The organism is Corynebacterium vitaeruminis DSM 20294 (assembly GCF_000550805.1).
GTDB lineage: Bacteria > Actinomycetota > Actinomycetes > Mycobacteriales > Mycobacteriaceae > Corynebacterium > Corynebacterium vitaeruminis.
This window is the reverse complement of record NZ_CP004353.1, coordinates 179,125-198,890: the sequence shown is the minus strand read 5'-3', so window position 1 is coordinate 198,890 and position 19,766 is coordinate 179,125. Positions and strand designations below refer to the sequence as shown.

Sequence of the window (19,766 nt, the reverse complement as noted above, 5' to 3'; positions counted from 1 at the left end):
TCCTCACTTTCTGGCTTTTAGCTTGGACATTTCTTGCGGTTTTGGATCCGGAGCATCGATTCTCTTACCTAGCTTCCTACTCCACTGGGTGACCCCGCGGCCGCCAAGAGGGTAAGCAGACGTTGCCTGTGTTAGGCCATCCGGGTATTGCTTCCATTCTACCTTGATCCAAACCCCATCTACTTCCTTGGCCGCAATTCGTTTAAGGAATTTCCTTTCTCCTAGGTTCTCTTCTTCAAAAATCTTCTCTGGGTCTGCGAGCGTGGAAGCGATCGCATCTGCGATCTTCTGGTCGTCCCAATCCTCCGGGAAGAACGTTCCCTTTCTGCGGATCGAGTCGAAGTGATGGCCCTTTCTTTCTGTGGTGTCTTGATCAATCGGAGCGTCACCGCGGTTCCACCCCCATGCAGAGTGCTTTACCAGCGCCCGTAAGGATGGAGCTTTGTCGTTCCCGCCGAAGTAGGTAATCGACGAGACTTTGTTTCCTTCATCGTCCACGAGATCTGGCAAGCGCACACCCGGTACTCCAGATTCGTGGACATCAATAGCAAACTTCTCCGGCTCCGATTCGACGAGGCTCCGGTACCTATCTGAGAAGCGCTGCTGCGGCTCTTCCAAGCCGCGGTCAAGCTCTTCGTCTGTGGGGTTGTCCCTCGCGTCATCCCAGAGATCCTGGAGCAATTTGAACTGCTCTTCCCCCTCCCACGGTCTCCCCTTGATGACCAGGACGGCGACGCAATCGCAGTGATCGTGATATCGGCCGCGGTCGCCTTCTCGCGCGAGAACTGTGTCCTCAGAGTAGACCGGGCCACGGCTGGCTAGCATCGCACAGAACGGGCAGTTCTCTTCACCGGTGAGGACTCGCGCCCACCCAATTTCTACTCCCCTTCCAACCTTTGCGCTGCGGATGTAGTCCTCATCAGTCGGATTTGGAAGCTGGCTAAAACTCACGGCATCCGTGGCCTCACTCGTCGGCCCCTGCTCTGCTGCCGCGCCCGACGGCTTCGACACAATGGTCTTGGATCCGGCCGTCCTCACCTTGTTCCGCCTAGCCGTATCGCTGACTGCATCACGGCCGGCCTGCTGGGCGTGCGTTGCTGCCGCCGCGGCAATTCTCCGCGAGACCTGCTCCATGATCTGCTCATCAAACGGATCATCGGGGAAAGGAATTACTTTCTCGACGATCTCGCGCTGCGCTTCCTCAGCTAGGTCGGTGATTGGCGTAGGGATCGGGAATTCGTTCTTGTCCCATCCAAGCGCGCGGGCGATGAGCTTCCACGTCGCATTCGGCTTATAGGAGCGGATCGGAGCCGGAGACACCTCGAGCCCATGGGCGAGCATCGCCCGCCCCATTGACCTCACCGCGTTCGCATAAAAGACCTTCCTGGCTGCATTAATCTCCGGGTGCAGCAAATTCACCAGCCGCCACATCGCCTCGAAAGAGTCCGGCACCCCGAACTTGGCTATCAAAGCTTCGACAGCAGCAATAAGCTGCAGCTTCGCTGCCTGGTCATCGCTGTAGTACTGCTCGATGCTCACCTAACCACCCCCAAATAATCGCTGGTCAGAACGTCCCCGGCGCGGGCGCAGCCGCGGAGTCTTGGCCTGCTTGGATCTGCGTACTGTACTGTGCCTTGATTCGCTCGATGCGCTCCGAAGTGAATCCCGGGATGTCTTCGAGGAGAGCGTCCGCGGGGACGTTTAGCATCGTTGCGAGCTTCCCGAGCGCGTCGATGGTCTGAGAGAAGTTCCGAGCGGTCGCGTCGCGCCACTTGACCTCGCCGCCGAAGTCGCTTGCCTCCTCCTCGTCTCCGGTGACATGAGCGCAGAGCCGCAGCAGCTGCTCGTAGCTCTCACCCAGAGAGGTTTGGATCTCCGCGGACTTTCTGTCCTTGGCGGACTCCATGGCCGCAAGACCTTCTGCAGAGATGTTCGAGATCGCATTCGCTCCCAGCGACTGCGCGGGTACCTGGGCGATGGCCGCCAGGTCGCGGACGCTTGCCTGGCGCGACTCGATGTATCGGGTGAGATCCGATTCGTCGAACTGACCGACCTTTGTTTTCGCCCCATCTGCGTTGATGAACCAGGTATCGGTGGCCTTCATCCTGGCGCCCTCTAGCTCATCATCTGGCGTCCAACCGATCACATATCGCTGCTTGAAAGCTGCGACGTACTGGACGGTTCCCATTTCGAAAGCCGTCCTATCGATGCGGGCTTGAAGGCTCAGGAGGGGCTCAATCATACCGCCGTGGTACTCGCCGCCTAGGACCCACCGATCCCGGAATCGGACGATCGGGGGAACACCAGCATGGTGCTCGCGCCGATCGATCAGCTTCAAGTTCGCGGCTCCGTTGTACTCGCTAGTCCTCCATGCTGTCGGATCCTTCGGCACATGCTCGGCGCCGAGGTAGTAGACGAACTCCTCGTCGAAGAGTCGAAGGCGGTTCCGCTTGACCTCTAGCGCGATGATCGGCCACTCTGCCGATACGCCCTCTTCTCCAGGCCACGAATAGGCCTCACCGTAGAAAGCTGAGAAATTCCGCGGCGAGACTCCCGTGATAAGTGGGGAGATATCCTCCCCCTTGGCATTCGTCGAAGTGACGACCGCGTAGGAGACGCCGTACTGCATCGCGGCGCGGGTGATGCCCGTCTGTGCAGCATCCATAGAGTTCCGCTGCCAGTGCGCCCACGACCTCGCCGTCTTCCGATCTCCCGCGAAGTAGTTGTCGATCTTCATCGACTGCGAAAAAGTATCGAGCACCAGCGGGAGGAAGAGTGCCTGTGAGTCCCTCGCGATTTGTGTGAACCGGCGGGTGAGCTTCGTCGTCTTTCCCGTGTAATTCTCAATGTCGAAGCGGCGCTGCGCTTGCTCGTCCGACCACGGGCGCATGGCAGCATCGATCTTGTCGAAGCGCGGCCGCTCCAGGGCGTGCTGCGCAAGCAGCTCGCGGGTGGCCTCGATGACCTTCTGCTCGTTCATACAAACACCGCCTTCCCGTCGAACCTCGTCCTGTCTACGCTCGCGTCGAGGTACAACCGTCGCACCATCCTGGCACCGATCATGCAGACCGCAGCGTCTATCTTCCTCGCCGAGGAAGGAGACTCTTTGCGGATCGAGACGCCATAGCGGTTCTGCGATCGCATCGCGTTCGCGACCTGCTCGCTCAGCACGGCCGATCCGTCATGGGTGAATGAATGCTCGAGGATCTCGCGCTCGGTCAGCTCGCATGCACGTGTGAAGTCGAAGAGCTTCGAGCGCATATCCCAAGCGATAGGCTCCTTGTGCGCCCCCGAGGGCACTGCCCAAATATCGAGCTGATCTCGGTAGCGCTCCGGCCACGTGATCTTCGTGAAACTCTCCCACTCGCGGACATCGCCGAAGAAACCGACGACCGTCCACCGCTCAAATGCCCGCGCGACTACTGCGTCCACGTCCATTACGTCGACTCGGCCATCACCATCATGGCTATTACCCGGATCCCAGGCCCCAATCTCGAAGATATGCCCGCTGGCGACTTCGCAGCCGATCAGCGCCGTCGTATCGCGAGACAGCGATCCGTCGAAGAACATGACGATCTCGGCGCCAACGGCCGGCTGGAGTCCTGGGCGCGCCATCTGTGCCCAATCCTTGGGATCAGCCCAAGCGTGGATATCCGCCGTCGGCCAATTCAGGTACTTGCGTTTCGAGGCATCCGGCTCCGCATCCGACGTCCAAATTCGCGACATGATCGAGTCCAGATCTGCCCAAGGACAATCCGCGTAGACGTACTCCAGTGCAGTGCGCAGTGACTGTGGATCAGACATGTCTGTGTCGGCCGGCGCCTGAACGACATCCATTAGGATCTCTTGCTCAGCTTTTGAGCGTCCGAGCGCCTGATCTGACCACGATCCAAAGACCTTTTCGGCCACGGATCCGACCCCCGGCCTCCAAGCATTGAGCGTGCAGAGGATCCGCGAACCCGTCTTAGCCAAGTTATCCATCAAAGTCGCATACAAGTCCGCACCCCCGTTCGATGTTGTCCAGTGCTCGAGCTCATCGCCAATGATGAACGTCGCCTCGCCACCCTCAGCGGTTTCCGCGGACGAGGTAATGACCTCGAGCTTGCGATCCATGTCGGCGTTGATCTGCGTCTTTCCGACATCAAGCGCGTAGTCCTGGTGGATCTTCTTGTTTCTGGACTTGTTGATCATCGCGCGCACCATGCGCATCGTGTTCTTCGTCTGCGCCTCAGATACCGCTGCAATTTGCACCCACGCCATAGGCACAGGCTTTCCGATGCACCCACCCGGAAGGGAATCGTCGAAGCGATCCAATCTCACCGGCGCCAAGAGCTCAATAAGACACATCGCTGCAGCGAACGGAGTCTTCCCCGACCCCTTCGCAAGCCTCCGATGTGCGACGCCATAGAGCCACCTCCCGCGGTCATCTACGGCATAAAACCACAAGACAAATCGCGCCTGCCTCTTCGTGAACTTCCAAGGCAGCCCGGCGCGAATCCCGTTCGGGTGCACAAGGTACTTGGCTGCCCACGCTAATGCTTCCCACCCTAAGGTGCGCTCCGGGATTCCAGCCGGGAGTGTGTCCAGCATGTCCGCTGGTGCGATCTTAGGCATTGCCTCTACTCTCCCTTCATCTCCTCCCTGTAAGCCGCCAGGATCGAGACGGTGGCGTTCTCCCCCTCGGAGATCTCCTTCGTCGCATGAAGCTCGACTCGAAGTCGCCTGCGCGCACCCTCCGTTGTCATGAGGTTGTCTGCGCGAGAGAAGATCACGTCCATCATCCCGGCGCGCGGGCCGGTTTCACGCTTCATCTCGGTGGAGATGAGGTAGGCGACTAGGCGCGCTTCCTGCCAGTCTGAGTCCTGGTAGAACTGGGCCTGCCCTGACCTCTTGAGACTGCGGAACCAATTTTTCGCGTAGATGTGCCACGTCTTATCTTCGGTCGGTGGCTTCACGACGGCTTGCCCGCTGGCGTGCAGCGTGGGGACTCCGTCCGAGTCCTTGTTCCGACGGCGGCGCTGATCGCTGCGCTTAGGTACCGGCCCTGGCATGGCTCACCCCCTAGGTTGGAATTTCCCCCCTTCGTTCAAGGGAGTTCAGCTTTGTCACGGCCGGCTGTAGATCGATGATCTTTCCGACTCGGTAAATGTCTTCTGTCGTTCTGATGAAGCGGGCACGCGAGTAGACCTCGGCGCGGCCTCGGCGACGCCCTGGCGCTTCTGGGAGAAGCCCAAAGATATGAATCCCCCGCTTGCTGACAGAACGCTCGACCACGGCTCCAGGAACCGCGTCGATGATCTCTCGCGCCCAGGGGGCGAGCTTCCCTCTCGCGCTCAGGCAGTGGTCGAGGTCGATGCAGGCGAGTCCGCCGCCGAGCATGACCCCGTGTGGGCCACCGACGACTTCTTCGTGGCTAGTCCATGTCTGCGCGTCCGTCGAGGAGGCTGGCGCGCCGTCCGTGGTGACTGGCCGCTTCCCTGCCGCCGCCGTCCAGCGCGGCAGCTCACGCATGCGGGCTGGCAGCTGCTTCTTGCAGCGTGCGCGGTAAGCGCGCTGGCGGCAACGCGCAGAGCAGTAACGCGCCGAAGGCCCCGAGGCCTTCATCTCCACGCGCTCACCGCACTGCTCGCATCGTCCGTACATGCCCACAGTCTATCAAATGTGTTATGGGTTAGTGCCTATTACCTGCGCTAATTCCCCATTTTATATCCCACTTTCCTGCTTGCCCCTTAGAGGCCCTTGCGCCGTCCCGCATTCCTGCAGGTCACCGGCCTATCCAATGCCGCCCCACTCAGCAAAACATATTCTGACCTGCAAAAACCTGAAACCCGTACAGTCTTTGAGGCCCTATGGGTGCCGTGGTGGGAAAGCGTCGATCGTGGGGTACCCCCCACCCCTGCGGTACCCGGTCGCCGTCATCTGAGCCCCGGGTGGGGTCGCTGCGGCAGCCTCCGACGTGCGGCACGCCGCTGCGCTCCCCGTCTCGACTCGGCCCGCGTCTTGATCGCATGATGTCGAGCACAGAGCCATTGAAGATTGGCCATCTCGTCCGATCCTCCCTCCGCGACTGGAATGATGTGGTCGAGCTCCAGGCGCGCGCCGCCCGCTGGAGTTATTCCGCACACCGCGCAGCAGTAGTAGCCCAACTGTTTCTTCGCCGATGCGCGCAGCGCCTGCCAGTGCTTTGAGGATGTTCGGCTGCTGCCGTTGCTCCAAGCCATGCCCGCTCACCCCTTTCCTACTGGGTTCTTGCCCTTGCGCTCGCCCGGCCAGATCCCAAAGACCGAGTGGAAGTACTCCGATGCGAGCCCCGCCGCCTGGGCCGGTGACATGTGCTTCGACAGCAAGTCGCGCAGCGTCGTCCATGGATGCGGCGACTCAGCCCAGCGAGCGAGCCCCTCGCCCTTCGTCCAGTAGAGCTTCAACTTCTCACCCCGAAGATCACCCGGCGTTGTGTCCACGCCTGCACCTCCCCTCGGCATGCGAAAAGGCCCAGACGCTGCATGCGTCTGAGCCCCAATTCCCTCGTGCGTCAGCCTAGCAAACCCGCTGTGCCACGTCTATCTTCCCAAGTCTCCCGCAGCATTCGAGCAGATCGTCCAGCCTAATCACTGCGGCAGCGCCCTCCTCTCCGATGGATGCGAGCCTCCCCTCGGAGATCCACCGATACGCCGACCTCACCGAGACCCGATACCCAAGCAGCCGTGCCCATGAAACGACTTCTCTCACCGAGCCAAGCTCAATCGGCTCACGAACCGGCTCACTGCCCGCATCCTCCACCGTGGCCACGACCAACCGCGACTGGGCTATCACCTCCGAAGCGCAGCGCTCCGCCCACGGCATCTGCTCTAGTTCCAGAAGCCAATGAGAAAGAAACTCCGCGCGCGCGGCCACCGCCCGCGATTCCACACAGCGCACCCCCAACGTCTGCGCCAAAAGCCCAGACCAAAAGCAGAGCACACGCTCAGTCTCTACCTTGAGATCAACGATTGGGATCGACAACGGAGGACGCGAACCCATCTGTGACGGAGCAACCCCCGCGCCATCAGCTCCAGGAGCAGAACGCGGCAAAAGCAGCTCATCAAGAGAATCCCCACAAAGCTCAAGGCTACGAAGAGACTTCCCCAAAGAATGCAACAAGAAATCATCCATGACTACCCCTTCTTCCCGCTTCTTCGACCACGCCGCCTGCGACGACGCTTTACAGACTCGTCCCGGCCATTCCCGACAAGACCATTCCCGTCCCGTCCCGACCCGACGAATCTAGATCCGTCACCCCTCCGATCTGTGATTCGACCTAGATCCGTACTAGGTTTTACCGTTTCGTTATAAACGTGATCGTCGTTGCCCGGCGCTTCAACATCCGGCGCTGCTCGATGCGACGACGCTGCTGCCATCTCAGGCGCTGCTCCCGTCTCCACCTGCTGCCTCGACGGCGCTGCCACGGCCCCACGATCTGAAAGATCGGCAAGGGATTCTCTCACCCAGTCAGGAGCGTCCTCCAGGGGATCGTCGTTGCCCGGCGCTTCAACGTCCGGCGCTGCTCGATGTGACGACGCTGCTGCCATCTCAGGCGCTGCTCCCGTCTCCACCTGCTGCTGCCTCGACGGCGCTGCCACGGCCCCACGATCCCCGAGGTCAAGCTCGGTCTGTCTAGGCTCGATGTGGATTCCTTGCTCTTTCGCCCAGGACGAGCGATTGATGTACTCGATGGAATGCTTTGTGTAGAAAATGTCCTCTCTCGAAGGCGCAGGGCGAAGTTCCAGCTCCTCGCCAGCTCCGCGCTTGGAATTGCAGTGCTTGCAGGCCACGACCAGCGTGTCGACGGTCGAGTCTTTGTGGGCGGTCAGTGAATCAATCGTTGCAGAGCGCCAGCTTTTCCGATCAACCCAGCTGACCGTGCGGCCGCACCAGCGGCATACGTCGCCGTCGCGGTACCGGACAGCAGGGTAAAGCTCGGGGTTCCGCTTGTCAGAGGCGCGCCTACGGTCGATCTCGACCTCCTCGCGCGAGCGATTATGGATCAGCTCCGGATCATCGACGATGCGGAGTACCTGGCGCCCGTCGGCATCATCACGGAAAAGCATTCCCGCGGCTACTAATACGTCGATAACCGTCTTCTCGCGGCCCGGCGCGAGCTGGGCGATGAGGCCGTATTCGACGATGTAGTCCGTCAGGTGTGCTCCGGCGACGGTCGCGGCGAGGCTGAGGACGCCGTAGGCCTCGTTTTTGAGGGAGTGGTCGAAGTCGCAGGCGGTGAGCAGGCGCGACATGAGCGGGTGGGTGACGATGTTGTCGCCCGTTCTCGTCCAAGCCATTGTCCTTGCTCCTTACCTGAGTGTTTTAGACCGCGAATAGTGCGTACCATTCCTGCTCCCCTTTCTTTACGGTGGGGAATGCGGGGAGTTTCTTTGCCCGCTTTTCGAGGTTCTTCCTCGGCCGGCCTCGTATGTCGTAGATGATGTACCCGCCTCCTAGGTCGTTGACCTCGACCTCGTCGATTGGCACTCCCATGAGGAATGCGCCTTTCGGGAACTCGTGGCGTGCTTGCCCCTGGTGCATCTGGATGGTGCCGATGACGTGCTCGTAGCCGTACTTGTCCTCTTCGATCCAGACGTCGAGGAGCTCGTGATAGCCGTAGTCCTTGTGGGAGTGGCCCTGGCCGTTTGACCAGACTTTGAAGCCGATCCAGGCTCCGAGATCCAGGGCGTCAATCGAGGCGTGAACCTCGATCGGCTCCCAGCTCTTGTGCCACGTCGGCGCGAAGATGCCGCTGGTGCTGTCCTCATCTGCTGGCTCCACGATTGTGAGGTCGATCCCGTCGGCGTCTTCTCTGACGACCTCGGCGAGTCTTCCATCCGTGCGATGGCGGAGGAGATCTCCGACACTTGGGCGAGGTAGCTCAGGCTGCTTGCCCATGTCCGCGGGCCTTCCTACTCATGATTGGCCAGCACTGATCGCAGAGCCCCTCACCGACGTGGACTCGCTCGATCCCCTCGTGCTTCGCTAAGTCTGAGGATCCGCGGCGGCGCCGCGGCAGCATGCGTTGGCCGCAGCCACAGCAGCGATCCTGGCGGTAGTCGTTGATGACGTGCGCAGCGTCGACGTCAGAGAAGCGTCCGGCGACGACGCCGTCGATGTAGATCCCCTGCTCCTCTAGGTCAGAGACGTAAGCCTCGCAGGCATCGAGGACTGGGCACTGCACGCAGAGTAGTCTGGCTTCCTGCCAGCGCTGCTCTCTGACCTCCGGATCCAGCTTCGATTGCGCATGCGACCAGACGTTCTCGTCGCCCGTGGCGCCGTGGCAAATGCCGATTTTGTCGCCGATCATGCAGCACCGTCCGGCGGCTCGGCGGAGACGATCCTCGTTGTTGGAGTGGTGGCCTCCTCGCCCTGGTCTCGATCGTCGTCGAAGCCGAGGTCGCCTTGATCCACAACGGTGATCGTTGGCGAATCGTCTTCCTCATCACCGGATGGAAGCGCCGTTACGGTCATCGACCACGAGACGGACGACGCGAGAAGACGGTTCGGGTTCGTCTCGGCGTTCTTCGGAGGGGCGAGCTGCTGCAGTCGCACGCGGCCGCCGATCTCCTTTGCTACCGCAGAGATGAGGCCCAACTGGTCAGGATACGGCTTTACAGCCCACGACTCTAGGTTTGATGAGGCCGCCGCGTCCTGGATTGTGCGGCTCGGATCCCCTGGTAGCGCGATCTCCGACGAGCGCGGAATCCGCAGCTTATGAACGCCGATACCGAGCCCCGACTCGTCGGTGATCTCAATCCAGGACTCCGCGACGATCAAGCCCAAGAGCGGCTCCTCATCCTTCGCCTTTGGGAAGCGCATAGCTGCGATTCCCGCGATTCGGCGCTTCTCGATCTCAAAGACTTGATCGCGATCAAGGACGTCGCCCATTTCGACCGACATGTACGCGACGAACGTTGCCTTCGCGTTGACCGCGCAGACCTGCAGGGTCTCAGCCTCCGCATCCCACCGGATCTGTACGACGTCATAGGGGGATTCGTTCTTGGACACCTTCCCCGCAGCTTTCAAAGCGTGCACGAATTCCTCCTGGTACACGATGATCTTCGACGTCTGCGGCATCGACCGTGGCGCTCGCAATGCGCTCATTTCCTTCATCCTCTCCAAAAATTTCTAGCTGCCCCGGTACCTCCGGGACATGGGCCTCGCGGCCCTGGATCCAGTGATAAATCTGCTCGCGGCGCCTGGGCGGCAGGCCAGCCCACCACTCGTCAGGCCCCACGCTCACCCCGCGGCTTCAAGCCGAGCTTTTCCCGCAGGTGATCCGGGCATGGCACGCCCTTCGTCGCGCAGTCCATCGGATGCTGCTTGAAAAGCAGGCCTCCCTCGTGGATGACGGCCTCGGCCACGTGCGGCGGGATCCGGTGGGCAACGCCGCCGATGATCTCCCAATTCCCTGCTGGATCCGGGGAATCCATCAGCGGAACCATCGACGGCCCGCCAGCCAGCGGCACCCACTGGATTGGATCTCCGCAGCGCTTACAAAACGCTTTCCTGCGCTTCACCGCGATACACCTCCTCCGACGGCGAAAGGAATTGCGGCAGCGGCCCAGCGCCGCCGTACGGTGTCTCCGGTCGGAAATCCGTTTCCCGCGCGATCGTGAGCAATGAGAGAAGCTGATTCGCGAGCACCTCCGCCTGGTCAATGGTCATGTACACGCTCTGCGTCGTCGTCTGCACCACGACGTCCTTCGCGGCCGGCGCAAGGCGCAGGCTCAAGGCCTCGAGCGCACGCAGCTGACCATCCGGCCATGGAAGATACACGTTGCACTGCTGGCAGACGCCGGTGCGCGCGAGACGCTCGCAGAACGGGCACTTGCGCTCGGCAAGCAGCTGATTTGCCCCGGTTTTCATAGCGATGCCCCCACTCCAGCCAAGACGCTGATCTGGATCAAGGCGAAGAAAATGGCGATCGCGAACAAGGCGAGGCCGATCATGCCCAGGACGTTGATGTCCTCATAGCTCTCATGCTCACGCAGAGACTCGCTGGAGCTGTACATTCTCCGCCGTCCTTTCTGCCCACTCGCAAACCTGCTGCATCGCCTTCGCCTGCTCGGTGCGATCCCGCTCGACAAGATCCTGAATCCACGCCCTCAACACCGGGAGACTCACGAACTGCTCCCCGGCGCGCGTGATGCGCGGGCGGCGGTGCATCTTCTCCGTGTAGTGGAATTGGGGGACGAGGTTTGGGGAGGCGAGGTCTCCGATGGAGATCATGGTGGTCTGGTGGTCGATGGCCAGTGATGTGAGGTGGCCGCGGTACTGGCGTCTGATGATCATCGTCGTGTCCTCTCCTGGCAGGTGAGTGCGGTCTCGACTGCGTCTTTCCAGAAGGCGCCGATGATGCCGCTCATGGCGAGCTTCATCTGTGATGCGGCTGATTGGGTCAGTCCGAACCAGATGCCTTCGTCGACCAGGAGCCTGTCGATGCCGTTGAGGAGATCCTCGAGGAGGTCGGAAAGCGCCATGTTTGAGTGCTCGGTTTTGAGCTGGTCGATCGGCTGAATGGACATGAGGCCTTCTTCGCCTTCTACCCTGCAGTAATTCAGCTGGTTGTCATTCATCTTCTTCGTTTCCTTCCTTGCAAAATCCGGTCTTGATGGCGAGGAGCTTGCGTCGTGCCTGGCGCAGCTCCCCATCGATGAGCGCTTCGAGTGCAGCGTCGATGTAGGTGCTTGTCATGCGGCGAGCGTCGGCGAGCTGGCGGGCGGCCTCGGAGTGGTCGCCGCGGTCGCGGCGGAGCATGTCCTCGAGCGCGCGCTTTTCTTGGCGCAGCTTGGCGATCTCCGCCTGCTGGCTTGCGATCAGGCGCGTATCGAAGTCGAATACCTCGGCGGCGCGGCGCTGGAAGGCCTCCCCGACCGCTGTCCCGAGAGCACGGGCAGTCGCGTCGAAAAGGCGGATATGCTCGTCGCGCTTACTCGAACTCATTTTGAATGCTCCTCTGCATCTCATGGATCCTCGCCTGCTCCGGCGAGACCTGCTCGACGTTGCCCGTGAACACCAGGCCGATGGCGAGGACTAGGCCGAGGAGGACGCCGATGATCTCCGGGATGTGGTTGTTGCGGCGGCTCATGCTGCCACCTCCTCATAAATCCGGGTGAGCTCAGAGGCAGGGATCATCCACGGGCTATTCCTCACGCCCGGCTTGAGCTTGCGTGCCCGCAGCTCCCCGGAAAGGATCATGCTGATCGTCTTCTTCTTCGAGAAGCCCGACTCGTGGGCGAACTCAGCGACTCTGATGAAAGCTGGAAGCTTCGGTGTAGTATTCATCTCAGATCGAACCTTTTCTTTTGATCTCCGCCTAGACGGTGGCCGCCGTCTAGGCGCTTTTTTCTTTTCACAGCTCCTGCACCTTCCCCGAGCACAGGAGCGAAAGTCTTACGCGACCGCGTTCCGGTCATCCCCGTCGAGGTAGGCGTTCATCCCCTCAGCGATCTTCTCGAAGAGAAGCAGGCCTTCCCGGACTTCCTGGCGCGTCCGCCAGTTGTGGATCATGAAGGAGCGCTTCTTCTGCGGCCCCAGGTGATACACGACAACCGCGAAGTCCCCTTTCAAATAGCCGACCCGGTACTCCTCGACCGTCCCGCCCATGACGGTGGCCGGCCTCGGTGCTGAAATCTGCTTGATCTTCATCGCGACGCCTCCATCACAAGCTCAAGAGCATGCGTATATGCGCGCTGCCGTCCGTAATAGAGCGCGATCCGGGTAGGATCCGTCTGATCTTCGATCTCATCGAGAATCGAGAGATCCAGGCGACTGATCTCCTCCTTCAATGCCCTGATAACCTGATCGATCTTCTTCTCCATTGGTGTCTTCCTTTCGCTTGTGTTTGCTCGCCAAACCTCGAGCTGATGTACCTAATTTGCGAGCACCAGCACCGCTACTGGTGAGATACTGCAGTTGTCACTGTTTTCCAGATCCTGGAGGTTCTTGATGGGTGTTTTGCGTTTCGGCCCGTTCGTCGGTTTTGAGCTTGGAATTCCGGACGAGTACGTTCACTCGGTTGAGAAGGTCGTCCGTCAGAGCTCGGATGAAGGGATGTTCGTTTCCCTCGCGGCTCTCGACGGAGATAACGGGGGTTATCTCCAAGTTGATGTGAGTGTTTTCGTGCCCGAGATCCGAGGTGATGAAGGCGAGAATCTCATCGATGACCACAACCTCACTTGGGTTCGCGGCATCACTACTGGCGATGTTGAGTTCCCCGTTGACGACGTGCTTGTTGAGAAGCTCCTTGAGGTCATGCATGAAACTGATGGCTGCATCGTTCTCGACGCCCAGGACAAGCCGGTACTTCTTGCTGGCCGCGCAATAGACTTGATTGCCAGCGCGCGGCGTATCAACCCCTACGAAGGGGTCGTTTTTCCTGATCCATCCCATTAGATCGCTTCCTTCCTGGCAGTAGATGCCTACGGCATTCCGCGTTAGGCAGCCGTGTCGCCAATGATTTCCGCGGCGCGGCGTAGCTGCTGCGCCCTGTTTGCGAGCGCGATTGCGGTCGCGTTGGTGACGTCTCCATAGCGGAGTTCCTCGAGCTGCTCGGGCGTGATGCCGAGCATGAGTGCTGTGTCTTTGCTGGACTTGGCTCCGAGCTCTGCGGCGAGCTCTTCGATTGCTCCTGGCCTAATCCGGTGGTACTTCATTTCGCCTCCATGTTTCATTCTGGCCTGTAGGTTCCATTATGAAACATCCATGCCAAGCTGTCAACATGTTGTTTCAAATTGACTTGCGCGAACTATCTCGAAGTCTCATAATGAGACTATGAACATCTCAGATTGGCTCGAGACCCTGCCCGGCGCGCCCGTCCCCACTGAGGTGGCTCAAAGGGCCCACCTCTCGAAAGCCACATTGTTCCGCCACATCGAGCGCGGGGAGACGACCGCTGAAAATGTAATTGCAATTGCGCGCGCCTACGGAGTAAAGCCTGTTGACGCCCTCGTTGAGCTGGGCTTCCTCACGCCCGAGGAAGCGACATCAGAGCGTCTCGCGATTCGCCAAGCACTCAAGGGAGCGACAATCGCAGAAAAATGGGACTCCCTCGCAGATGACATCGATGGCCAACGTCTATTTATCGGACACTTCCCGCGCTTTAACGAGCTAGATGCGCGCATGATCGGCGAAGTGCGCAGACCAAGAAAGTCAGAAAAGACTACCCCCGATGTCGAAGAGCCTGACTACGATGCCATCATCGCCGGAATCAATGCCGGCACCGAACAGGTTGCCGCCCAGGAGGCAACCGATCCCCTCGACGAAAACTTCACCTAGGAGGCCCCATGAGCAGTGTGGAAGCAAACCTCGACGCCCTCGCCCAAGACATGGGAATCACGGTCATCGAGACGAGCAAGCTGGGAAGCTCCCTCAACGCCTGCTTTCACCCATCAACCCGCACCGTCTTCGTTCGTCTCGGACTCGACCCAGTCACCCGCACATGCGCCATTGCCCACGAACTCGGCCACGCCCACTACGGCCACTCCTGCTCCACGCAACGGGCCGAACGAGAAGCTGACGAATGGGCAGCTTGCAAACTGCTAAAGATCGATGAAGTAGAAGCAGCTGGCTGGGAATGCGACGGCGCACGGTCGGCGATGTCTGCCGAGCTTGGAGTCACACCAGGACTTCTCGATCTATGGATGTCGATGTACGAGCAAGGACGAATTAAAAACCATCTGAATGGTGCACCATCAAGTAACTGCCTAATGGAACTCAGCTCTTGAGCCAAAGCAAGAGCAGCTGCAGTAAAAGTCAATTTGATAGAAGGTCAGAATGTTTGGAAAAAAAGCAAAGCAGGAAAACCAACGCCTCGAACAAGAAAACGCAGCCCTCCGCCAACACGCTGCCTCTCTTGAGGAAGTTATCAATGACATTGGCGGAAAGGATGTCTTGGCCGTTAAGGAAGCACATCAACGCGCACTTCAAGAATTTGAAAACTTCTCCGAGTCTCGGCGCGCACAGATAGCAAATTTTGACCAGGCCATCCTTCAGAAAAACTCTGAACTCCAAGCTCTTCAGCAGAAGGTCGTAGACCTTTCCGAGGTTGAGACACTCCAGGCTTCCGGGCTCTACTATTTTGAGCATCCCGCGGACGATTCTGTGCAATTTGAAGCAGCGCTCAAGGAAGTGCGCCAGCAGATCAAATACATGGTGAAAGACAAGACAGCTGTCCAAGCAACGACAAATTTCACCTTCAACAACTCCACTGCGGAAGGAAAGAAGTTTGTATCCCGCATGTCCCGAATGATGCTCCGCGCATACAACGCTGAAGCTGAGAATGCGATCCTCCGAGTCAAAGCTGGAAACCTACAGACGGCTCGTGAGCGGCTCACGAAGACGAAAGACCAAATCGAAAAGCTCGGTTCAATGATCAGTCTCCGAGTCTCCTATGAATACCACCAACTGCGCATACGCGAGCTCGAACTTGCAGCACTGCATCTCCAAGCCAAGGCTGCTGCAAAAGAAGCCGAACGTGAAGAAAGAGCTAAGCTCCGCGAAGAAGCAAAAGCTCAGGCTGAAATGGAACGTGAACGCAAGCGACTGCTCAAGGAGCAAGCCCACTATCAAAATGCGATTTCCTCCTTGCGCGAACAGGGCCGGCTAGATGAGCTCACGGAACTCGAGTCAAAACTAGCCGAGGTAAACAAGGGGATTGAAGATGTTGACTACCGTGCAGCTAATGTCCGTACTGGATACGTGTATGTAATCTCCAATATCGGTTCGTTTGGGGAGCGGATGGTCAAGATCGGCATGACGCGTCGACTCGACCCTTATGACCGCGTCTCTGAACTAAGCGATGCATCCGTACCATTCAACTTCGATGTCCACGCCATGCACTTCTCGGAAGACGCCGTCGGAATCGAAGCGGAGCTCCACAGGATTTTTGCTGATCGCAAAGTTAACCGCATCAATTCCAGGCGCGAATTCTTCTACGTGACGCCAGCAGAAGTCAAGCAAGAGCTACTCAAAGTGGCTGGCAACATCCTCGAGTACGTCGATGAACCCGAAGCTGAACAATACCGCGAGAGCCTGAAAATCCAACAAGCAGAATCCGCCCAACCATAGATCCTAGTTCCGTAGCCAATCCACTAGGTCGGGTTGAAGGAAGGAATAAAAGAATACGACCCCTCTTCACGTTCAACTTGCAGGCAGATCGTGAAGAGGGGCCCCAGACAGGTGAACACTTTCCTTTTAGGAAACTATTCGCCCTGACAAGGAAGAAGTCTAGCAATGTCTGTCCGCGATCTCTGGACAAAAGCCGATCCCGATCACCCCGGAAAACGAATCCGGACAAAACGATGGGGCATCGGCTCCAGATGGCAAGTCCCCTACACCGACCTCGAAGGCCGCCGCACCGCCAAGAGCTTCGACAACAAAGAGACCGCCGAACTCTTCGATGCGCGCGTGCGCGTCGACAAAGACGCGGGCGTCCTCATCTCCAAGAACAAGGCCGAGGTCACCCTCGAGGAGCTTTGGGAGCCGTGGTACGATTCCAAAGCCGAGATCGCCGAGAAGACCCGCAAAGACTACCTATCCAACTGGCGAGTGCATATCCGCCCCCAGTGGGGACGGCGCCGCGTCTCCGAGATCCAAGAGCACCAAGTCGTCGCATGGCTAGCCAACCTCAAGAACAAGAAAGGCGCGCACGCGGGCGAGCCACTTGGGTCGTCGCAGCGTCGCAAGATCGCGCTAGTTCTCCACTCCATGCTCGACCTCGCAGTCCGACTAAAAGTCGTCAATGCGAACCCCCTCACCGCACCCGCGCCGCGGCAGAAGGCCGCCGAACGCCGCTACCTCACCATCGAGGAAGTCGACGCCCTACTCGCCGCGGCCCCGCACCCACAGGCAAAGCTCATGCTCGAAGTCCTGCTCCGCACCGGCCTACGCATAGGAGAAGCGAAAGGCCTCAAAGTCAAAGACCTCGACCTAACCCGCAAGCGCCTCATGATCCGCCGCGACGTCGACGACCTCGGCCACATCGATGAGACGAAAAGTCGACACCACCGCGAAGTCCCGATCTCCCAAGTAATCGCCCTCGCCCTCAACGAGGCTACCGAGGGCAAAGACCCCGAAGAATGGCTCCTACCCGATGAGCACGGCCGCGTCTGGACAACCGCGCGATGGCGCGTCGTCTGGAGCAACCTCCTCATCTTCACCGGCATCGACCAAAGCCTCAAAACCCACGAACTACGGCACACCGCCGTCTCCATGGCCATCGCTGGCGGAGCCGACGTCTACGTCGTCATGCGCATGTGCGGGCACGCGAGCGCCGCGACGACCCTCAAACACTACGGCCACCTCTGGGATCAAGGACTCGACCAGGCCGCAGAAGCCATCGAGGAACACCTAGAGCGCGAACGCAAGCGGATCGAGGCGCAGCAAGCCCGGCGCGCGCAGGCGGAGAAGGACAGTGGGGTGCGGCATCTCCGGGTGGTGAGGTGAGAGCCTACCCCCGTGTAAAACCTCATTATCCTGTGCTTTTGCTCTTTTTTACTGTTCCTGGTTGTTTCTTGTTACCCCAGGCGTTATCGTTTTTAGTAGAGGCACCAACCCGAGAAGGATAAAGCTGGGTTCCCGAACGGGAGTAAGGCTTAAGGCCGAGAATTCCTTTGCTCCGGGGGTTGGTGTTTTTCGTTTTGGAGCATATGCCCTTTCAACACCATTTTCTGCGGTGCTGTGGCGCGCCTAGCCGTGTTCCTATCTTTCGTTTTGTATCTGGTGGCTGAGCTTATCGAGATATGTCTCGGGTTCTTCCCGTAGTCTCTGAACGATGAACTCTACTGTGTGTTGACTGTAGACATAGTATGGCGTCTCGTCTGGGCCGTTACGGTTGTAGCTGAACCTCTGATCGCCTTTGAAGTGATGGCCTTTCGCGAATAGATCAAAGTGAAATTTATTGAATTGCGGAACTTCGTCTCCGCGGAACCTAATTTTCGTTCCTTTTCCTTTGAGCTTCCCGTTTACCTTATCAACGCATGCACTCACTCGGAATGGATAATAACTAATGGCGTCTTTGACGTCCTTCACGATAGTCACACCGGCGCTCGCGTCTGGAGTGACAAAGACGTTGAAGTCCGCGTCTTTTTCCTTCTTGACGATGCGGAAGTTCGTCTCAAAAATAGCGGCAATTGCTCCGTTTCCTTCTCCCCCCACTGTTTTTGCAAGATTTTGTCGGCTTTGGAGGAGCTTTTCCGCGACGGCTGGGTCGTATTTCGCTCGGATGACTTCTGGTTCAATGGAGCCCCGTCGTACGGCAAGGGCCAGGTGGTTTTCTGGCATGATGTCGCTTACGGACTGCTCATGAAGATTTTCTAGCTGTTCCGCATAGTTAGTCACGGCCGCTTGAAGGAAAGGCCCGTAAAACAATTCGTACTCGTCGGTTATGAAGTGCGTATTTGTATTCCTGAATGCGATTAGTTCTCGCATGTTAACCCGTAGAGGAGACTTTTCATTGGAAAAAATCTTCTTTAGGCAGTCTTCGAGAGAGATCGTCCGATCCGGATTATCGCTGTAGTAGATTGCGCTGATGCCTTCCGTTTGAACTAGGTAGGCCTTCAGCATTAGTTCCCACGCATTGCATAAGAAGATCGAACAGGCCTCCGCATGGTACCGGAGTGTTGGACGATTGTAGAGTTCCACTGCCAAGGCAAATGCCTCTTTGCTCTTAGCGATCAGTCGTTCAGCGACTGCGTCCTCAGTCGATGAAGTGCTTTTCTCGGCTGCGTTTAGATCTCCCATAACGATAAATCCTATCGGATGGCCTGATGACCAATCGCTCTCAATAACGGTTCAATCCAGCGGGGAAGTATTTCCCCCTCGTGTTCGTAATCCGTTCGCAGTTTGTTCGTTCCACGTTCGTACCCACCTATATCCACCTTGGGAAACATGGGTCTACTTTTCCGACGGGGTAAACATGAAAAATCCCCAGCTAGTCTGCCGTTCATAGCTTCCTAGCTGGGGATTCACCTTGTGCGCCCGAAGAGATTCGAACTCCCAACCTTCTGATCCGTAGTCAGATGCTCTATCCGTTGAGCTACGGGCGCATGTTGCCTTGCAACGGAAAGTAACGATACACCCGGCCCTAATTCTTCACAAATCCCCTGCTCAATTGCCATAAACGGGTTTCTCACAGCTGACGAACGTAGGATGGCGGCATGACTGGTTTCCTTCGTCTCGCGCTCAACGTCGTCCTCACCGCCGTGGCGCTCTACGCGGTCACACTTATCGTCCCCGGCGTGAGTATCACCCCGGCAGATAACCCGTGGGCGTTCATCTGGGTCGCGCTGGTCTTCATCGCCATCAACACCGTCGTGGGGCCCATCGCTCGATTCTTCAGCTTCCCTATCACCTTCCTTACCCTCGGACTCTTCGGGCTGGTCATCAACGCCCTCCTCTTCCTCCTCACAGACAAGGTATCCACCGCGCTAGGCCTCGGCCTGAGCGTCGAGGGTTTCGGCGCGGCGTTCATCGGAGCGATCGTCATGGCGATTGCCATGTGGATCATCGACGCCGTCGTCGCGCTGACGGGGCTCCGGCGATAACGGCTCAACTTGGCGCCCAGTTCACTCGGTGAGCTGGGCGTTTCCCTTCTTATGGTCGGGTTAAAATTCATTCCCGAGCTTAATTTCTATCAGCCAATTGATATTTTCATGCGCGCCTATTAACCTATCGGTCGACAGATAAAAACATTCTGCCTCTTTCGCCCGTCCTCGCGCGCTGGGTATTCCGCGCGCGAC

Annotated in this window: 30 protein-coding genes and 1 tRNA gene; 6 read left to right on the top strand and 25 right to left on the bottom strand. The window is 58.7% G+C overall.

Translation table 11 applies throughout. The annotated features are described in order from the left end of the window. Nucleotides 1-3: 3 nt before the first annotated feature. The 22 genes from B843_RS01005 to B843_RS13670 all read right to left on the bottom strand — a co-directional run bounded on the left by B843_RS01005 (nt 4) and on the right by B843_RS13670 (nt 12,848). Entirely contained in the window at nt 4-1,539 is a 1,536-nt protein-coding gene (locus B843_RS01005) for a VG15 protein (RefSeq protein ID WP_025251666.1), read from the bottom strand. A 25-nt stretch (nt 1,540-1,564) separates the two neighbouring features. Continuing rightward, the gene (locus B843_RS01000) at nt 1,565-2,980 is read right to left on the bottom strand and encodes a phage portal protein (protein WP_025251665.1); all 1,416 of its coding nucleotides are present in this window, start codon (nt 2,978-2,980) and stop codon (nt 1,565-1,567) included. Further along, on the bottom strand, nt 2,977-4,260 hold the full coding sequence (locus tag B843_RS00995; RefSeq protein WP_244877336.1) for a terminase: 1,284 nt from the start codon (nt 4,258-4,260) through the stop codon (nt 2,977-2,979). Before B843_RS00995 ends, B843_RS01000 begins: the two co-directional genes overlap by 4 nt. Nucleotides 4,261-4,619: 359 nt before the next feature. Then, nucleotides 4,620-5,051, bottom strand: a complete 432-nt coding sequence (locus B843_RS00990; protein WP_025251663.1) for a phage terminase small subunit — start codon at nt 5,049-5,051, stop codon at nt 4,620-4,622. 10 nt (nt 5,052-5,061) lie between these two features. Further along, nucleotides 5,062-5,511 carry a hypothetical protein gene (locus B843_RS13140; RefSeq protein WP_051483421.1) on the bottom strand — a complete coding sequence of 150 codons (450 nt, stop codon included), beginning with the start codon at nt 5,509-5,511 and terminating at the stop codon, nt 5,062-5,064. 404 nt (nt 5,512-5,915) lie between these two features. Continuing rightward, complete coding sequence (locus tag B843_RS14250) at nt 5,916-6,221, bottom strand: HNH endonuclease (protein ID WP_025251661.1); 306 nt, start codon at nt 6,219-6,221, stop codon at nt 5,916-5,918. 6 nt (nt 6,222-6,227) lie between these two features. Next, the gene (locus B843_RS00975; RefSeq protein ID WP_025251660.1) at nt 6,228-6,461 is read right to left on the bottom strand and encodes a hypothetical protein; all 234 of its coding nucleotides are present in this window, start codon (nt 6,459-6,461) and stop codon (nt 6,228-6,230) included. A 76-nt stretch (nt 6,462-6,537) separates the two neighbouring features. Next, the gene (locus B843_RS13685) at nt 6,538-6,894 is read right to left on the bottom strand and encodes a hypothetical protein (protein ID WP_155895060.1); all 357 of its coding nucleotides are present in this window, start codon (nt 6,892-6,894) and stop codon (nt 6,538-6,540) included. Between the two features lie 260 nt (nt 6,895-7,154). Beyond that, complete coding sequence (locus tag B843_RS00965) at nt 7,155-8,318, bottom strand: HNH endonuclease (protein WP_025251658.1); 1,164 nt, start codon at nt 8,316-8,318, stop codon at nt 7,155-7,157. A gap of 25 nt (nt 8,319-8,343) precedes the next feature. Next, a complete protein-coding gene (locus B843_RS00960) occupies nt 8,344-8,919 on the bottom strand; it encodes a hypothetical protein (protein ID WP_025251657.1) in 576 nt (191 codons plus the stop codon). Next, entirely contained in the window at nt 8,903-9,205 is a 303-nt protein-coding gene (locus tag B843_RS00955) for a hypothetical protein (RefSeq protein WP_155895059.1), read from the bottom strand. The genes B843_RS00960 and B843_RS00955 overlap by 17 nt, the downstream gene beginning before the upstream one ends. A gap of 122 nt (nt 9,206-9,327) precedes the next feature. Further along, nucleotides 9,328-10,128, bottom strand: a complete 801-nt coding sequence (locus tag B843_RS00950; RefSeq protein ID WP_155895058.1) for a hypothetical protein — start codon at nt 10,126-10,128, stop codon at nt 9,328-9,330. 122 nt (nt 10,129-10,250) lie between these two features. Next, nucleotides 10,251-10,457 carry a hypothetical protein gene (locus B843_RS00945; RefSeq protein WP_025251654.1) on the bottom strand — a complete coding sequence of 69 codons (207 nt, stop codon included), beginning with the start codon at nt 10,455-10,457 and terminating at the stop codon, nt 10,251-10,253. 61 nt (nt 10,458-10,518) lie between these two features. Continuing rightward, the gene (locus B843_RS00940) at nt 10,519-10,893 is read right to left on the bottom strand and encodes a hypothetical protein (RefSeq protein ID WP_025251653.1); all 375 of its coding nucleotides are present in this window, start codon (nt 10,891-10,893) and stop codon (nt 10,519-10,521) included. After that, entirely contained in the window at nt 10,890-11,039 is a 150-nt protein-coding gene (locus B843_RS13680; protein WP_155895057.1) for a hypothetical protein, read from the bottom strand. Before B843_RS13680 ends, B843_RS00940 begins: the two co-directional genes overlap by 4 nt. After that, nucleotides 11,011-11,319 carry a hypothetical protein gene (locus B843_RS00935; protein WP_025251652.1) on the bottom strand — a complete coding sequence of 103 codons (309 nt, stop codon included), beginning with the start codon at nt 11,317-11,319 and terminating at the stop codon, nt 11,011-11,013. The genes B843_RS13680 and B843_RS00935 overlap by 29 nt, the downstream gene beginning before the upstream one ends. Next, nucleotides 11,316-11,552, bottom strand: a complete 237-nt coding sequence (locus tag B843_RS00930) for a hypothetical protein (protein ID WP_155895056.1) — start codon at nt 11,550-11,552, stop codon at nt 11,316-11,318. Before B843_RS00930 ends, B843_RS00935 begins: the two co-directional genes overlap by 4 nt. A 43-nt stretch (nt 11,553-11,595) precedes the next feature. Then, nucleotides 11,596-11,970 carry a hypothetical protein gene (locus B843_RS00925; protein ID WP_025251650.1) on the bottom strand — a complete coding sequence of 125 codons (375 nt, stop codon included), beginning with the start codon at nt 11,968-11,970 and terminating at the stop codon, nt 11,596-11,598. Further along, complete coding sequence (locus B843_RS13675; RefSeq protein ID WP_155895055.1) at nt 11,957-12,115, bottom strand: hypothetical protein; 159 nt, start codon at nt 12,113-12,115, stop codon at nt 11,957-11,959. Before B843_RS13675 ends, B843_RS00925 begins: the two co-directional genes overlap by 14 nt. Further along, entirely contained in the window at nt 12,112-12,312 is a 201-nt protein-coding gene (locus B843_RS00920; RefSeq protein ID WP_025251649.1) for a hypothetical protein, read from the bottom strand. The genes B843_RS13675 and B843_RS00920 overlap by 4 nt, the downstream gene beginning before the upstream one ends. Before the next feature lie 108 nt (nt 12,313-12,420). Then, entirely contained in the window at nt 12,421-12,675 is a 255-nt protein-coding gene (locus tag B843_RS00915) for a hypothetical protein (RefSeq protein WP_025251648.1), read from the bottom strand. Then, on the bottom strand, nt 12,672-12,848 hold the full coding sequence (locus B843_RS13670; protein ID WP_155895054.1) for a hypothetical protein: 177 nt from the start codon (nt 12,846-12,848) through the stop codon (nt 12,672-12,674). The genes B843_RS00915 and B843_RS13670 overlap by 4 nt, the downstream gene beginning before the upstream one ends. A gap of 94 nt (nt 12,849-12,942) precedes the next feature. On the opposite strand from B843_RS13670, the gene B843_RS13665 reads away from it, so the two are divergent. Beyond that, on the top strand, nt 12,943-13,422 hold the full coding sequence (locus tag B843_RS13665) for a hypothetical protein (protein WP_155895053.1): 480 nt from the start codon (nt 12,943-12,945) through the stop codon (nt 13,420-13,422). Nucleotides 13,423-13,463: 41 nt separating this feature from the next. Here the strand turns inward: B843_RS13665 and B843_RS00905 are convergent, their stop codons facing one another. Next, nucleotides 13,464-13,682: a hypothetical protein gene (locus tag B843_RS00905; protein ID WP_025251646.1), complete on the bottom strand. Its 219-nt coding sequence runs from the start codon at nt 13,680-13,682 to the stop codon at nt 13,464-13,466. Between the two features lie 118 nt (nt 13,683-13,800). On the opposite strand from B843_RS00905, the gene B843_RS00900 reads away from it, so the two are divergent. The 4 genes from B843_RS00900 (at nt 13,801) to B843_RS13370 (ending at nt 17,472) form a co-directional block, all read left to right on the top strand. Beyond that, a complete protein-coding gene (locus B843_RS00900) occupies nt 13,801-14,304 on the top strand; it encodes a helix-turn-helix domain-containing protein (protein ID WP_025251645.1) in 504 nt (167 codons plus the stop codon). 8 nt (nt 14,305-14,312) lie between these two features. After that, nucleotides 14,313-14,753 (top strand): ImmA/IrrE family metallo-endopeptidase, encoded by a 441-nt coding sequence (locus B843_RS13375; protein ID WP_081751452.1) that lies wholly within the window; start codon nt 14,313-14,315, stop codon nt 14,751-14,753. Between the two features lie 49 nt (nt 14,754-14,802). After that, on the top strand, nt 14,803-16,095 hold the full coding sequence (locus B843_RS14070; protein WP_038595099.1) for a DUF4041 domain-containing protein: 1,293 nt from the start codon (nt 14,803-14,805) through the stop codon (nt 16,093-16,095). A 165-nt stretch (nt 16,096-16,260) separates the two neighbouring features. Next, nucleotides 16,261-17,472: a tyrosine-type recombinase/integrase gene (locus B843_RS13370; protein WP_025251642.1), complete on the top strand. Its 1,212-nt coding sequence runs from the start codon at nt 16,261-16,263 to the stop codon at nt 17,470-17,472. 255 nt (nt 17,473-17,727) lie between these two features. Here B843_RS13370 and B843_RS00885 read toward each other — a convergent pair whose 3' ends face one another. Next, on the bottom strand, nt 17,728-18,768 hold the full coding sequence (locus tag B843_RS00885) for a DUF3644 domain-containing protein (RefSeq protein WP_025251641.1): 1,041 nt from the start codon (nt 18,766-18,768) through the stop codon (nt 17,728-17,730). Between the two features lie 232 nt (nt 18,769-19,000). After that, a tRNA-Arg gene (locus B843_RS00880) sits at nt 19,001-19,073 on the bottom strand. Between the two features lie 111 nt (nt 19,074-19,184). On the opposite strand from B843_RS00880, the gene B843_RS00875 reads away from it, so the two are divergent. Further along, the gene (locus B843_RS00875; protein ID WP_025251640.1) at nt 19,185-19,571 is read left to right on the top strand and encodes a phage holin family protein; all 387 of its coding nucleotides are present in this window, start codon (nt 19,185-19,187) and stop codon (nt 19,569-19,571) included. Nucleotides 19,572-19,766: the final 195 nt, after the last annotated feature.

Excerpts from the sequence above, each read along its gene's own strand:
- B843_RS01000 (WP_025251665.1), bottom strand. The coding sequence starts at position 2,980 with ATGAACGAGCAGAAGGTCATCGAGGCCACCCGCGAGCTGCTTGCGCAG.
- B843_RS00995 (WP_244877336.1), bottom strand. The coding sequence starts at position 4,260 with ATGGCGTGGGTGCAAATTGCAGCGGTATCTGAGGCGCAGACGAAGAAC.
- B843_RS00990 (WP_025251663.1), bottom strand. The coding sequence starts at position 5,051 with ATGCCAGGGCCGGTACCTAAGCGCAGCGATCAGCGCCGCCGTCGGAAC.
- B843_RS13140 (WP_051483421.1), bottom strand. The coding sequence starts at position 5,511 with ATGCGTGAGCTGCCGCGCTGGACGGCGGCGGCAGGGAAGCGGCCAGTC.
- B843_RS14250 (WP_025251661.1), bottom strand. The coding sequence starts at position 6,221 with ATGGCTTGGAGCAACGGCAGCAGCCGAACATCCTCAAAGCACTGGCAG.
- B843_RS00965 (WP_025251658.1), bottom strand. The coding sequence starts at position 8,318 with ATGGCTTGGACGAGAACGGGCGACAACATCGTCACCCACCCGCTCATG.
- B843_RS00960 (WP_025251657.1), bottom strand. The coding sequence starts at position 8,919 with ATGGGCAAGCAGCCTGAGCTACCTCGCCCAAGTGTCGGAGATCTCCTC.
- B843_RS00950 (WP_155895058.1), bottom strand. The coding sequence starts at position 10,128 with ATGAGCGCATTGCGAGCGCCACGGTCGATGCCGCAGACGTCGAAGATC.
- B843_RS00945 (WP_025251654.1), bottom strand. The coding sequence starts at position 10,457 with ATGGATTCCCCGGATCCAGCAGGGAATTGGGAGATCATCGGCGGCGTT.
- B843_RS00940 (WP_025251653.1), bottom strand. The coding sequence starts at position 10,893 with ATGAAAACCGGGGCAAATCAGCTGCTTGCCGAGCGCAAGTGCCCGTTC.
- B843_RS13680 (WP_155895057.1), bottom strand. The coding sequence starts at position 11,039 with ATGTACAGCTCCAGCGAGTCTCTGCGTGAGCATGAGAGCTATGAGGAC.
- B843_RS00935 (WP_025251652.1), bottom strand. The coding sequence starts at position 11,319 with ATGATCATCAGACGCCAGTACCGCGGCCACCTCACATCACTGGCCATC.
- B843_RS00930 (WP_155895056.1), bottom strand. The coding sequence starts at position 11,552 with ATGTCCATTCAGCCGATCGACCAGCTCAAAACCGAGCACTCAAACATG.
- B843_RS00925 (WP_025251650.1), bottom strand. The coding sequence starts at position 11,970 with ATGAGTTCGAGTAAGCGCGACGAGCATATCCGCCTTTTCGACGCGACT.
- B843_RS13675 (WP_155895055.1), bottom strand. The coding sequence starts at position 12,115 with ATGAGCCGCCGCAACAACCACATCCCGGAGATCATCGGCGTCCTCCTC.
- B843_RS00920 (WP_025251649.1), bottom strand. The coding sequence starts at position 12,312 with ATGAATACTACACCGAAGCTTCCAGCTTTCATCAGAGTCGCTGAGTTC.
- B843_RS00915 (WP_025251648.1), bottom strand. The coding sequence starts at position 12,675 with ATGAAGATCAAGCAGATTTCAGCACCGAGGCCGGCCACCGTCATGGGC.
- B843_RS13670 (WP_155895054.1), bottom strand. The coding sequence starts at position 12,848 with ATGGAGAAGAAGATCGATCAGGTTATCAGGGCATTGAAGGAGGAGATC.
- B843_RS00905 (WP_025251646.1), bottom strand. The coding sequence starts at position 13,682 with ATGAAGTACCACCGGATTAGGCCAGGAGCAATCGAAGAGCTCGCCGCA.
- B843_RS00900 (WP_025251645.1), top strand. The coding sequence starts at position 13,801 with ATGAACATCTCAGATTGGCTCGAGACCCTGCCCGGCGCGCCCGTCCCC.
- B843_RS13375 (WP_081751452.1), top strand. The coding sequence starts at position 14,313 with ATGAGCAGTGTGGAAGCAAACCTCGACGCCCTCGCCCAAGACATGGGA.
- B843_RS14070 (WP_038595099.1), top strand. The coding sequence starts at position 14,803 with ATGTTTGGAAAAAAAGCAAAGCAGGAAAACCAACGCCTCGAACAAGAA.
- B843_RS13370 (WP_025251642.1), top strand. The coding sequence starts at position 16,261 with ATGTCTGTCCGCGATCTCTGGACAAAAGCCGATCCCGATCACCCCGGA.
- B843_RS00885 (WP_025251641.1), bottom strand. The coding sequence starts at position 18,768 with ATGGGAGATCTAAACGCAGCCGAGAAAAGCACTTCATCGACTGAGGAC.
- B843_RS00875 (WP_025251640.1), top strand. The coding sequence starts at position 19,185 with ATGACTGGTTTCCTTCGTCTCGCGCTCAACGTCGTCCTCACCGCCGTG.